The following is a 13,013-nucleotide window of genomic DNA, read 5'->3' on the forward strand; positions in this document are numbered from 1 at the left end:
AAATCGCGCCCAGATATCCTAGGTACAGCATATCCTATGAACGTCTACCTTCGTAGTATTTCTATTAGTATTGGTTCAGGTTGGCTTCTTCTACAATCCAATCCCTGAATGCTTTCAGTTGCGGCTGCTCCATAGCATCCTGTGGGTAGACCAGATGATAGGATCGCGATGGCGTGAATTTTTCGGCGAACGGCTGGACCAACTGCCCGGTATTCAATTCACTCTCGATGAGCGGCAACAGTCCGAGCGAAACGCCTTGACCGGACAGGACGGCCCTGAGGAGAACACTGGAGTCGTCGATAACAACGCCGGGTAGGCGATGGTCTGTTTCGACGCCCATTGCCTCGAACCACTCCAGCCAGTCGAATTGATCCTTCCAGTGGAGCAAGGGTAGGTTCAACAGTTCTGCAGGGTCGGTTGGAAGAGCTTTCCCGTTCAAAAGAGAAGGGCCGACAACCGGCGAAGTTCTGAGACGAAGCAAGGGCTCCGATGTCAATCCCGGCCAGCGCCCGTTGCCCCAAGCCAGCATCATGTCAGTCTGTCCACCCGAAAATTCGACGCCGCCAGGGGAATATTGCAGATGTAGCCCGGTTTCAGGGAAGCGCTGCCAGAAGCTGAACAGGCGTTTGGACAGCCATTGAGATCCGATCAACGCACCTACGCCTACTGTAATCGACGAACGATTGGCCACTTGGCGAACGTCCTGTACTGCCTTGTCAAGTCGCGTAAAGACAGCCTCGCAGGCCTCGGTAAATTGCTGGCCGGCCTGGTTCAACGTCACCGACTGCGCCTTGCGGTCAAACAATTTACAACCGAGGTAAGCCTCAAGTGTTTTGATCTGAGAACTGACGGCGGTTGGAGTCACGCCCAACTCAGCTGCGGCCCGCTTGAAGTTGCCGTACTGAGCGGCAACCGCAAAGACACGTATCGCTCCCAGTGGCGCCTGATCGGTGTGATCTGTCATTGCTAGGACAACTTCTAATTACCCTTAGATGCAGAAACTTTTTATCTATGCAATGAGATCAGAGCAAGGCAGGCTAAAACTCAAATGCAAAACGGCAGGGAAGGTGTGGGGCGCTGATGTCACGGGATAAGCCATTGCAGGCCCAGTATTATACCGAGCCGGACTGGTTCGAGATTGATAAGGAGAAGATATTCTTTCGCAGTTGGCAATGCGTTTGCCATGTGTCCGAGATCGCGGAAGCGGGCGATTTCAAGACATTTGCCATCGTGGACGAGGATATCTTTGTTATCCGTACAAAGGATGGGGATATCAACGCCTATTACAACATCTGCCGCCATCGTGGCCACCCGCTGGTGGAGGGAACAGGCAAGGGTAAGCGGGTGTTGGTCTGCCCCTATCACGCATGGACCTATGAACTGAACGGCAAGCTACGTCGGGCACCAGGTTCAAAAGCGAGCGATGGCCTTAGCTGTGACCAAATCAATCTGCGAAAAATCAGAGTTGAGGAGTTTTGCGGCTTTGTCTTTGTCAATCTTGATGAAGGCGCTGTGCCCATGGGGCCAGAGCTGGAGGAATATCGCCAGAATCTTGAGAGTTTTCACCCCGACCCGACCCAATTGAAATTTGTCTGCGAAACCGAAATCGCTCATGATAGCAACTGGAAGCTTTCTGTCGAAAACTACAACGAGTGCTACCATTGCCCGACCGTACACGCGAGCTCGTTGACACATGGGGTTCTGGATATGGATGGCTACACCACGACCCCCAGAGGAAAGACCATCTGGCACGACGGCAAGGCGCAGACGAAGAACGAAAAGCAGTATGACTACGACGTAACCGCCAATCCTCGCGCGGGTGACTATGGGGCTTACTGGGTTTTCCCAAATGTCTCGATGTGCTGCTATCCGGGCGGCTATTTCACGATCCGGCAGTTCCTGCCGGTGGCCTGGAACAAGACGATCTATCGCTATCGCTGGTTTTCCAGCGGGGATATCGAAGACGAGGACGTGATTGCCCTGATGCACAAGCACAAGGCCACGACCGGCGCAGAAGATGAGGTGGTCGTCTCCAAGATCCAAAAGGGGATGCAAAGCCGCGCCTTTGAGCCCGGACCATATGTCATTGGTGATGGCTCCGGTGCGATGAGCGAGGTGGGCCTGCGCCACTTCCACAACCTGTACCGCGACGCCTTGGGGGAAATTTGATGCCCGAGAGCAATACAGGTGCCATCCGCCGGGACCTCGCCGCGCTTTACCGCCTTGCGCATCACTATGGCTGGACCGATTTGACCTCGACACATATCTCAGCACGGTTGCCTGATGATCCGGGGCATTATCTGCTGAACTCGCATGATCTTATGTTTGATGAGATCACCGCCTCGAATCTTACGCGGATGTCCTTTTGCGGCCGGGCGGTTGACCATGCGCCGGGCAGCGGTCGAACTGTCAATTTGGCCGGGCATATTATCCATTCCGGCATCCTGAACGCGCGCCCGGACGTGAATTTCGTCATTCACAGCCACACCCGTGCTGGGGTTGCTGTGTCAGCCATGCCCGGGGGGCTGATGCCGCTGTCACAGCATTCCGGTTTCGTACTCGGTACACTGACAAGCCATTCCTATCAGGATTCAACTAAAGTCGCGGATGAAGGTGCACTGCTGGCCCGCGATTTGGGTGACAATTTCGCCATGCTGTTGCAAAATCACGGACTTTTGGTGGTCGGTCGCACAGCGGCGGAGGCCTTTATTTATCACTACTACCTTGAAATGGCCTGTAAAATTCAAGTGGACATTTTGAGTACTACGGACAAGCCGATTGAGATCACCAAAGATGCCATGTCCGCCCTGCATGACTGGGGCTCAACCGAAAACGGGCCGCATGGGGGGCTTCAGTGGCCTGCGTTGATCCGAATGCTGGACCGGACCGTGCCGGAGTTTCGGTTATGAGAGACGAAAGTCCGATCCTGAGCCGACGTGACGGCGCTTGCTTAACGGTCACCATTAACCGGCCCGAAAAGGCCAATTCCGTGACATCGGACATGCTGGTCATGCTGCGCGATATTTTTCAAGCGGCAGCTGAAGATGACGGGTTGCGCGCCGTTATCGTAACCGGAGCGGGCGAGAGAGTGTTCTGCGCTGGCGCAGACTTGGACACGCTTTATGACGAAACGAGCGGCCCGGATCTTTGGGATGAAATGGCGGAGACGTTCAGGACTATTCCTGTAGTAACCCTTGCAGCTATTAACGGCCCCTGCATGGGCGGGGGGCTGACCGTTGCGTTGGGATGTGACATCCGGGTCTGCGTGCCCGAGGCACGGTTTTCGTATCCTGTCCTCAAAAACAATGCGCTACCGGCACAATATGACGTTGACCAACTGCAGGCACTGATCGGCCCGGGGCGCAGCGCTGCGGTCCTTTTGTGTGGTGAAACAGTGAACGCTGCGGATGCCTTAAACTGGGGGTTGGTTGACCACTTGGTTCCGAGAGAGGCGCTAAAGCACACCTGCCTTGAACTTTGTAAAACGGCGCTGTCCGCCGACGAAGCGCATCTAAAAGCTCTGAAATCCATGCTCGGAAGGAGTTATTCATGAATGGGATCCGCGTTGTCGACATGACATCGGTACTGTCCGGGCCGTTCTGCACCTGGCTTTTGGCAAGCCTGGGCGCGGACGTGATCAAGGTTGAAAACCCCGCTGGCGACCTGGCCCGCACGACACCGCCGTTCGAGAATGACATCAGCCTCTATTTCGCCTCGTTGAACCGCAACAAACGGTCCGTGGTGCTGGACCTCAAGACCGACGCGGGCAAAGAAGCGCTGCACAAACTGCTCGCCACGGCGGATGTATTCGTCGAAAACATGCGTCCCCACGTGCGCGACCGGCTGGGCTGTGGCGATGAGGATCTGGAACAGATCAACCCACGCTTGATCTCGGCCTCGATCAGCGGGTTCGGTCAGACCGGCAGCCTGTCAAACCGCCCTGCTTATGACATCGTGGTTCAAGCGATGAGCGGGATGATGAGCATCAATGGTGAATTGGGTGGCGAGCCGACCCGCGTCGGTTTTTCGATCGGCGACATTTCGGCCGCACTTTTTACCACCATCGGCATCCTGCACCGCCTCTATGAACGCGACGCCGGCGACGCGAAAGAGACCAGCCATCTGGATGTCTCGATGTTGGCGTGTCAGTGGGTCTGCCTGGAAAACGCATTCGCCCGCTATCTGAATGCCGGGATCGTGCCCGGACCGATTGGGTCTCGCCACCCCTCAATGACCCCTTTCGAACCTTATCCCACGGCGGACAGGGATATTGTCATCGGACTGGGGAGTGACAAGGATTGGCCACGATTTTGCGAAGCCATCGATTTTCTCGAACTGTTGAATGACCCGCGGTTTCAGGGGGACGAAGCAAGGCTGGCGAACCGTGATGCACTGGACGATGTGCTGGGCACACATCTAAAAATGCGCCCTGCCGACTATTGGATTCAAATTCTGATCGACAACGCCATTCCCTGTTCGATGGTTGAAAACATTCAGACTATTGCTGACAGCTCCATTGCCGAAGAATATGCCGCGTTTTCCTCGGTAGAGGTGGAAGGGCATGAAATGCGATTTGCCAGGAATCCGATTGCTGATCGAGACTTGCGGGAAAGTCCTGCGCCGGGCCTTGGGCAGCATACCAGAGAAGTCCTGGCAGAGCTTGGTTATGACGCCGCGGCCATCGCGGCCCTTGCAGGCTGACGGCAAAAGTTACTCCCGCAGACAGGAAGCTGGATTTGTCCGAATTTCAGACCGGTGACGGCATCACACTTTTTTTCGAAGAGACCGGAACAGGTGCCCCGATCCTTTTTGTGCACGAGTTCGGAGGCGACTACCGCAGTTGGTACAGACAGGTGTCGGAACTGTCTCAGTCCTTTCGCTGCATAACTTACTCTGCGCGTGGATTCCTGCCGTCTTCCGTTCCTCAGGATCGCAGCAAATATGGCCAAACGCGATCTACCAACGATCTGCTGGCTCTTATGAATCATCTTGGACTTGATAGGGCGCACCTGGTCGGGACTTCTATGGGTAGTTTCACCAGCCTGGATTTCGCGCTGAACCATCCAGAGCGGGTCAATAGCTTGACTTTGGTTGGAAACAGCTCGGGACCACGCGATGAAGCCGAGCGAGAGCGCTACCGCGCGGAATGGGTCGGGCATGAAAAACTGCGGCGAAAGGAAGCCGGTGGTTGTGGCGCCGTCGCGGTTCTCGAAGAAGATCCAGCATACCAGAGCTTTCAAAAAAATGATCCCGACGGTTGGGCTACCTACGCGCGGAACCTGCGCGCACAATCGGCCGAGGGCGCTGTTCATGTTCTGTCGACCGTTCATTGGGACCGACGGTCCTTGTTTGATGAAACAGCGAAGTTGAAAGCCTTTGATAGACCGGTCCTATTGGTGACCGGAGAGGAGGACTTCTATCTGGTCGGTGAGACGAATGCCCTTTTGCTAAGTGTCTTGCCTGATGCCGTGTGGCACCAGTTCCCAGCGACCGGCCACCTCGCCAACATCGAACGCGCCACAGAATTCAATAGCTTGCTGGCTGATTTTGTCGTTTTAAAGGAAATGCCCTGTATCCAATGCAAATAGATCATTCTCCGGCAGTCCGCACCGGGTCGTCCGGGTTTTCACTATCCCTATACACTGACCACCGGTTCGCCTTTTCCGCGATCCGAACAAGTTTCTAAATAGTTTTTTGAAGCCAAACTGATTGTTTTGAAATGACGTATCTCATCCACTAGGCTTGGCGAAGCAGGGGGGAAAGTGCATGGACGTAAGACCTCTCACGGGCGGATTGGGTGCAGAAATCGTAGGCGCTGACATCCGGCGCGAAGATCAATTCGACCCGATTCATTCAGCCTTCGCAGAGTATTCCGTTATCGTTCTGAGGGGCCAAAGCGTCAGCCCGGAAGAACATCTGGCGTTTGCTAGAAGGTTCGGCCCGATCAACGTGAACCGCTTTTTCAAACCGGTGGACGGCCATCCCGAGATCGCCACGGTTCTGAAGGAGAAGGATCAGAAGGAGGCTGTGGGAGAGGGGTGGCATACCGACCACTCCTATGATCAGGAACCGGCCATGGGCTCGATCCTTCATGCCGTGGAAGTGCCGCCTTATGGCGGTGATACGCTGTTTGTGTCGATGGCTGCTGCCTACGAGGCTTTGTCGCCTGCAATGCGCGGTTTCCTCGATGACCTTTGGGCCGTGCATTCCTCTCGCCATGTCTTTGGTGCCAGTATAATGGATTCAGAGGCCGCAAAAAGCGGCAGGCTTGGCAATGCCGAAGCCGCTACGCAAGACGCTTTGCATCCCGTTGTCATCACGCACCCGCTTAGCGGTAGGCGAGGGCTGTTCGTCAATCCAGTGTTCACCACCGAAATCAAAGGGCTTAGCGAGGAAGAGTCTGCTGCGATGCTTGGGATGCTATATGATCATTGCAAGCAACCCGAATTCCAATGCCGCCTCCGTTGGCAGGCAGGAGATATCGCCATTTGGGATAACCGAGCCACGTGGCACAAAGCGATTAATGACTACCATGGCTTTCGACGCCTTATGCACCGGGTGACAGTGGAAGGGGTCGGCCTGACGCAGCGATGAAAAAGGCGCAATGCAAGCCTCGGCGACTCAGTCTATGCCGCGGCTCTTTCAGGCTGGGTGTTCGATACTGAATTTTTGATTTAAGTTCAATCTCTTAGATGATTTGTTGAATTTTACCTTGTCAAAATTGGAACGTTCCATTAAATAATTTGGAACCTTCCAATAATGGAGTTGATAAATGAACTGGGCATTTGTCGGAGCAAGCACGATAGCTTCGCAACATATGCTGGACGCAGTGCGTCAGCAGGCAGGTAACGACGTGACCTGGATCGTTAGCAATTCTCCTGATCGGGTTCAAACCTGGGCCAAGGAACACGGTATTCCCAACGCTGCCACAGACCTGAACGCTGCGCTTTCAGACCATAGGGTTGAAGCTGTCTATATTTCGTCGACCAACGAGAAACACCACGGACAGGCAATGGCAGCCATTTCGGCTGGTAAGCATGTCCTTTGTGAAAAACCACTTGGGATGACCCAGGCGGAGGCTGTCGAAATGGTTCGTGCTGCCGAAGCGAACGGCGTGACTTTTGGTACAAATCACCATCTTCGGTGCTCAGGCAGCCATCGGACCATTCGTGACCTCATCGCAGACGGGCGTGTCGGCGATGTGCTTTCGCTGCGCATCCATCACGCAGTGCATTTGCCGGGTAACTTGCAGGGGTGGCGTATCAACTCTGCCGATGCTGGCGGTGGCGTGATCCCCGACATCGTCGTTCATGACGCGGATGTTACTCGCTTCCTGCTTGATGAGGACCCGGTTTCTGTGGTTGCGCAAATGGCCAGCTCGGGCATGGGGCAGGGTGTAGAGGACTCGTGCATGTCCGTTTGGACGATGCCCTCTGGCGCGATGGTCATGACCCATGAAAGCTTTACGCATTCCTTTGCCGGGTCAGGTCTGCAAGTGCATGGGACCAAGGGTTCGATTTTTGCTGATGGTGTCATGACGCAGCGCCCAGTAGGAGCGATAACACTGGTAACTGAAGCCGGGCGTGAGGAAATCCCGTTTTCGGGTCACTCACTCTACATTCAAGGCGTATCAGAATTCGTTGCCGCGACCGCCGGCCAAGGTCGACCAGCAGCAGACGGTCCGGATGGGGTGAAATCACTGTCCGTGGCGCTTGCCGTTCGTGAGGCCGCAGCCTCGGGCCAGCGCTTCAATGTAGACTATGGTGGCTTCTGATGACCAAGCTTGTTTCTGTTGCTCAGGCGGTTTCTCGCATCCCGGACAATGCTGTCGTGACTGTATCCTCGTCTTCGGCGCTGGGTTGTCCTGACCTTGTTCTCAAAGCACTGGGTGAACGGTTTCGCTCGGAAGGGCATCCGCGCAACATTACAACGCTGCACCCCATCGCCGCCGGGGATATGTATGGCGTAAAGGGTATGGATTATCTGGCGCAGGATGGATTGCTAAGCCGAGTTCTTGCCGGATCGTACCCGTCGGGCCCTTCCAGTCTTGAGATGCCGGAAATCTGGAAGATGATCGATGAGGATCGGGTGGCCGCATACAACGTGCCCTCGGGAATTCTGTTCGACATGCATCGTGAAGCAGCTGCGCATCGGCCTGGTGTTCTAACGCAAGTCGGGCTTGAGACCTTTGTGGACCCTGTTCGTGAAGGATGCGCGATGAATGCGCGTGGATCAGCCGCGCCGATCGTCGACAGAAAAGAGTTCGACGGTCAGACTTGGCTGCACTTCCCGAACATCAACCCGAATGTATGTGTTCTGCGTGCGACCACGGCGGATGAGTTCGGCAACCTGACCTACGAACATGAAGGCGCCTATCTTGGCGGGCTGGAGCAGGCGATCTGCGTACGCAATCACGGTGGTATAGTGATCGCGCAGGTCCAGCGTGTAACCGCCGCGGGCAGCTTGCGTCCACATGACGTACGCGTACCGGGGCATTTGGTCGATCTGATCGTTGAAGATCCGACGCAGATGCAGACAACGGAAACATCCTACGATCCTGCTATTTCGGGCCAGATCATGCGTCCATGGGAAAGTTTTTCGCTGGCCGAACACGGCGTCGAAAAAGTCATCGCCCGCCGTGCCGCCCAAGAGCTGCGTACAGGCATGAGCGCGAATTTGGGCTTTGGCATCAGCGCGATGGTCCCGCGTGTTTTGTTGGAAGAGGGGCATCCACAGGCCGTGACATGGGCGATCGAGCAAGGGGCGGTAGGTGGCGTCCCACTCACTGGGTTTGCATTTGGTTGCGCGTCCAACGCACATGCATTTGTGCCATCGCCGCAGCAGTTTATTTACTTCCAGGGGGGTGGGTTCGACATGTCGTTCCTTTCGTTTCTTGAGGTCGATGTCGAAGGCAATGTGAACGTCTCCAAACTGGGCAAGAAGCCTTATCTGACCGCAGGGTGCGGCGGGTTTGTCGATATTACCGCGCGGGCCAAAAAGATCGTGTTTTCGGGATGGTTCGAAGCTGGTGCCAAGATTGATCTGGCAGATGGCGGTATCCGGGTGAGTGCCCCCGGCAAGTTTACCAAGATGGTAGATCAGGTCGAGCATGTCACATTTTCGGGCCGCCGTGCCCGCGAAACCGGCCAGGATGTACTTTATGTGACAGAGCGATGCGTCATTCGCCTGACAGACCAGGGGCTTGTGGCGACAGAAATTATGCCTGGTATCGTGGCGCAGGACGACATTTTCGAAGCTTCGGGCGGTCGCGTCAAAGTCGCGGAAAACGCGGTTCAGATGCCCAAATCTCTATTCACAGACGGCCCGATGGGGATGACCTTGTGAGCAATCTCGGTTTTCATATCGAAGGCGCTACCGCGGTACTGACTTTGGACAACGTGGCCAAGCTGAATGCCCTGACCGTGGACATGCTGGATGCACTGGAAGCCCGCCTGCAAGAGGTTGAGCGTGACGCATCAATTCGTGCCCTCATCCTGACCGGTGCGGGCGAAAAGGCGTTCTGCTGCGGGGCCGATATCGGAGCGTGGGGTGGTCTGAGTCCCGCCGAATTCGCGCGACACTGGGTCCGTGACGGGCATCGCATTTTCGACCGCCTGGCGCGGATCGGCAAACCGACAATTGCTGCACTCAACGGTCACGCCTTTGGCGGCGGGCTGGAATTGGCCAGTTGTTGCGATCTGCGTCTGATGGCACCGCGTGCTACGCTGGCCTTGCCCGAAGCTCGGGTCGGGATCGTGCCCGGCTGGTCTGGGACGCAGCGGTTGACCCGGCTGATCTCCGAGGCAGCGGTAAAGGAAATGGCGTTATTCGGGCGCCGCATCAAAGCCGACCGCGCGCTGGCTCTTGGCTATGCGACCGAAGTGGCTGACAACGTTCTGGCGCGTGCGCTTGAACTCACCGGCGATCTTGGCGCCCTCTCGCCCCGTGCAACTGAAATCTCGAAGAACATGATTCATGCAGCGGTCGGTGAAGACACGTCTGCCGTTGTTGAAGCTCTTGGCAGCGCCGCAATTGCCGCGTCGGCGGACCGCGAAGAAGGGGTCGTGGCGTTCATGGAAAAACGAAACCCAAACTTCTCGGGCTTGTGACATTATGAAAGATATCACCATCAACCCCGCTATTCCGTTCGAGATGCCGCCTCTTTTTGAAGGACGGCATCTCATCGATGGCACATGGCAGGACAGCGCTTTGGGCGAAACATTCGAGCGCCGATCGCCGTCGCATGGCCATATCGTCAGTCGATCAGCATTGGGTGGTGAGGCTGAGGCCGAGGCCGCAATCCAGGCAGCACGCAAGGCGTTCGACAGCGGTGTCTGGAACCGGGCATCGGGCAAAGAGCGCGCAGCCGTTTTGCTGAAAGTTGCAGACCTCATCGAGCAACACGTCGACCGGATCGCTCTCATCGAAACGCTGGAAAGCGGCAAACCGATCAGTCAATCCAAGGGCGAGGTTGGCGGTGCCGCAGATTTATGGCGCTATGCGGCCTCATTGGCGCGCAGCACTCATGGAGACAGTCACAATACGCTTGGCGCAGACATGATGGGTGTGGTTTTGAAAGAACCAATTGGTGTCGTGTCGATCATCACGCCTTGGAACTTCCCGTTCTGGATTCTCAGTCAGAAACTGCCTTTTGCGCTGGCTGCAGGCTGCACCGTCGTCGTGAAACCATCCGAGATGACACCGTCGACAACCTTGATGCTGGGTGAGTTGCTGGTCGAGGCCGGATTGCCCGCCGGTGTCTGCAACATCGTGCTGGGTTACGGTGTTCCGGTTGGCAGCTTGATGTCCAGCCACGACAGCGTGGACATGGTCAGCTTTACAGGCTCGACCGCGGTGGGCAAGGCGATTAGCGCAGTTGCGTCGGACACACTCAAGAAGGTCGCGCTAGAGCTTGGCGGCAAGAACCCGCAGGTCATCTTTCCTGACGCCGATCTGGACGCAGCCGCCGACGCTGTTGTGTTCGGGGTCTATTTCAATGTCGGTCAGTGCTGTAATTCCAGCAGCCGCATCATCGTGCACGAAGACATTGCTGACGATTTCCGCGAGCGCATTGTCGCTCTGTCGCGAAAGGTCAAATTCGGTGATCCACTGGACCCGACGACGCAGGTTGGAGCTATCGTAACTTCCGAGCACAATTCAAAAATTGACGCGTATGTCAAACAAGCTCAGGCGTCCGGCGCGACCGTAGATCTGGGTGGCGAGCCACTAGTGGTCGAAGGTCTGGGAGATCAGTTCTATCAACCGACCGTGATTTCCGATGTCGCGCCCGACATGCCAATCGCCCGCGACGAGGTATTCGGGCCGGTTCTGTCCGTTTTGACCTTCAAAACACTGGACGAAGCTGTCGCGCTAACTAATGATAGCGCTTACGGTCTGTCGGCAGGGGTCTGGAGCGAAAACGTTCACACCTGTCTTGAGTTCGCTCGCCGCGCAGAAGCGGGCACGGTCTGGACCAACACCTGGATGGACGGATTCCCCGAAGTTGCCTTTGGCGGGTTCAAACAATCCGGGCAGGGGCGGGAAATCGGACGTTACGGGTTCGAGGAATTTTTCGAAGTAAAATCAGTGGTCATGCGCATCGGTAACAGCCGGGCGCCATGGGTGTCGCAAGACTAAGACAATGCTCCGAAATGAGAGTCTTAACAGAAATAACGCATTAAGGGAGGAAACAAGAATGCGTAAACTGCTGAAAACAAACTCGCTAATTGTGGCCGGTCTGCTTTGCACGACCAGCCTTGCGCACGCTGAAGACGTGGAAGTTCTACACTGGTGGACTTCAGGGGGTGAGGCCGCAGCGCTGAACGTTCTAAAAGACGACCTGTCCGGCCAAGGTATCGGTTGGACCGACATGCCCGTTGCGGGTGGTGGCGGTGAGCAGGCAATGACCGTTTTGCGGGCCCGCGTCACAGCCGGAAACGCGCCCACAGCCGTGCAGGCACTGGGCTTTGATATCCTGGATTGGGCTGGTCAGGGCGCATTGGCAGACCTGAACGAAGTTGCGGCGCAGGAAGGTTGGGATGACGTGGTGCCGGACGCGTTGAAGGCGTTTGCCAAGTATGATGGCAAGTGGGTTTCGGCGCCGGTGAACGTGCACTCGACCAACTGGGTCTGGGCCAACAAGGCCGTGCTGGACGCCAACGGAATTGCACAACCGACCAACTGGGATGAGTTCGTGGCCGCTGTTGAAGCGTTGAAAGCTGCTGGCATCACCCCGATCGCACATGGCGGTCAGGCTTGGCAGGATGCGACCATCTTTGATGCGGTGGCGATGTCCACGCTGGGTCCAGACGGCTATAAGGCAGCTTTCATCGACCTGGACGACGAAACACTGGGTGGTGACGCAATGAAAGAGGCCTTCGATCGCATGGCCTTTATCCGCGATAACGTAGACGAGAACTTCTCGGGCCGTGACTGGAACCTTGCAACAGCGATGGTCATCAATGGCGAGGCTGGTTTTCAGATGATGGGTGACTGGGCGAAAGGCGAATTCCTGGGCGCGGGTAAAGTCCCGGGCGAGGATTTCCTGTGTTTCCGTTTCCCCGGTACGCAGGATCAGGTCACCTTCAACGCCGACCAGTTCATGATGTTCGATCAGGGTGGTTCGGTTTCGGCTGAGCAGGCTGCCTTGGCCAGCGCAATCCTGTCTCCATCGTTCCAGATTGCGTTCAATAAGGTGAAAGGGTCAGTACCTGCGCGCACGGATGTGGACGGCAGCGATCTGGATGCTTGCGGACAGCAAGGCATGAAAGATCTAGCCGCGGCGGCATCGTCCGGTAACCTGTTTGGTTCGATGGCCCACGGTCATGCGGCACCTGCCTCGGTCAAGAATGCGGTTTACGACGTCGTCACGGCGCATTTCAACGGCGAATATGACAGCGAAACCGCCGTAGTCGAGCTGGTCGACGCAGTGTCCATCGCCAAGTGATCACCTGATCCTCCCGATGGGGCGGCTTTAGGGCCGCCCTGTCCCAAGAGGGCGCTCAACGCCTAAA

At 56.2% G+C, this 13,013-nt stretch carries 12 protein-coding genes; 11 read left to right on the plus strand and 1 reads right to left on the minus strand.

Annotation, left to right across the window (positions count from 1 at the left end):
* Window positions 1-64: 64 nt before the first annotated feature.
* Complete coding sequence (locus ACR0LN_RS00245) at window positions 65-964, minus strand: LysR substrate-binding domain-containing protein (protein WP_480426802.1); 900 nt, start codon at window positions 962-964, stop codon at window positions 65-67.
* Between the two features lie 116 nt (window positions 965-1,080).
* On the opposite strand from ACR0LN_RS00245, the gene ACR0LN_RS00250 reads away from it, so the two are divergent.
* The 11 genes from ACR0LN_RS00250 (at window position 1,081) to ACR0LN_RS00300 (ending at window position 12,946) form a co-directional block, all read left to right on the plus strand.
* Window positions 1,081-2,169, plus strand: a complete 1,089-nt coding sequence (locus tag ACR0LN_RS00250) for an aromatic ring-hydroxylating oxygenase subunit alpha (protein WP_480426803.1) — start codon at window positions 1,081-1,083, stop codon at window positions 2,167-2,169.
* The gene (locus ACR0LN_RS00255) at window positions 2,169-2,909 is read left to right on the plus strand and encodes a class II aldolase/adducin family protein (RefSeq protein WP_480426804.1); all 741 of its coding nucleotides are present in this window, start codon (window positions 2,169-2,171) and stop codon (window positions 2,907-2,909) included. Before ACR0LN_RS00250 ends, ACR0LN_RS00255 begins: the two co-directional genes overlap by 1 nt.
* Window positions 2,906-3,553: an enoyl-CoA hydratase/isomerase family protein gene (locus tag ACR0LN_RS00260; RefSeq protein ID WP_480426805.1), complete on the plus strand. Its 648-nt coding sequence runs from the start codon at window positions 2,906-2,908 to the stop codon at window positions 3,551-3,553. The genes ACR0LN_RS00255 and ACR0LN_RS00260 overlap by 4 nt, the downstream gene beginning before the upstream one ends.
* Window positions 3,550-4,701 carry a CaiB/BaiF CoA transferase family protein gene (locus ACR0LN_RS00265; RefSeq protein WP_480426806.1) on the plus strand — a complete coding sequence of 384 codons (1,152 nt, stop codon included), beginning with the start codon at window positions 3,550-3,552 and terminating at the stop codon, window positions 4,699-4,701. The genes ACR0LN_RS00260 and ACR0LN_RS00265 overlap by 4 nt, the downstream gene beginning before the upstream one ends.
* 35 nt (window positions 4,702-4,736) lie before the next feature.
* Window positions 4,737-5,588 (plus strand): alpha/beta fold hydrolase, encoded by an 852-nt coding sequence (locus ACR0LN_RS00270; RefSeq protein ID WP_480426807.1) that lies wholly within the window; start codon window positions 4,737-4,739, stop codon window positions 5,586-5,588.
* Window positions 5,589-5,766: 178 nt separating this feature from the next.
* Window positions 5,767-6,594: a TauD/TfdA dioxygenase family protein gene (locus ACR0LN_RS00275; protein ID WP_480426809.1), complete on the plus strand. Its 828-nt coding sequence runs from the start codon at window positions 5,767-5,769 to the stop codon at window positions 6,592-6,594.
* Window positions 6,595-6,772: 178 nt separating this feature from the next.
* A complete protein-coding gene (locus tag ACR0LN_RS00280) occupies window positions 6,773-7,774 on the plus strand; it encodes a Gfo/Idh/MocA family protein (protein WP_480426810.1) in 1,002 nt (333 codons plus the stop codon).
* Window positions 7,774-9,345: an acyl CoA:acetate/3-ketoacid CoA transferase gene (locus ACR0LN_RS00285; protein WP_480426812.1), complete on the plus strand. Its 1,572-nt coding sequence runs from the start codon at window positions 7,774-7,776 to the stop codon at window positions 9,343-9,345. Before ACR0LN_RS00280 ends, ACR0LN_RS00285 begins: the two co-directional genes overlap by 1 nt.
* Window positions 9,342-10,109 carry an enoyl-CoA hydratase/isomerase family protein gene (locus tag ACR0LN_RS00290; protein ID WP_480426814.1) on the plus strand — a complete coding sequence of 256 codons (768 nt, stop codon included), beginning with the start codon at window positions 9,342-9,344 and terminating at the stop codon, window positions 10,107-10,109. The genes ACR0LN_RS00285 and ACR0LN_RS00290 overlap by 4 nt, the downstream gene beginning before the upstream one ends.
* 4 nt (window positions 10,110-10,113) lie before the next feature.
* Window positions 10,114-11,637 (plus strand): aldehyde dehydrogenase family protein, encoded by a 1,524-nt coding sequence (locus ACR0LN_RS00295; protein ID WP_480426817.1) that lies wholly within the window; start codon window positions 10,114-10,116, stop codon window positions 11,635-11,637.
* Window positions 11,638-11,695: 58 nt separating this feature from the next.
* Window positions 11,696-12,946 (plus strand): ABC transporter substrate-binding protein, encoded by a 1,251-nt coding sequence (locus tag ACR0LN_RS00300; protein ID WP_480426820.1) that lies wholly within the window; start codon window positions 11,696-11,698, stop codon window positions 12,944-12,946.
* Window positions 12,947-13,013 lie beyond the last annotated feature (67 nt).

The sequence above is a fragment of the Ruegeria sp. AA6 genome (assembly GCF_056542865.1).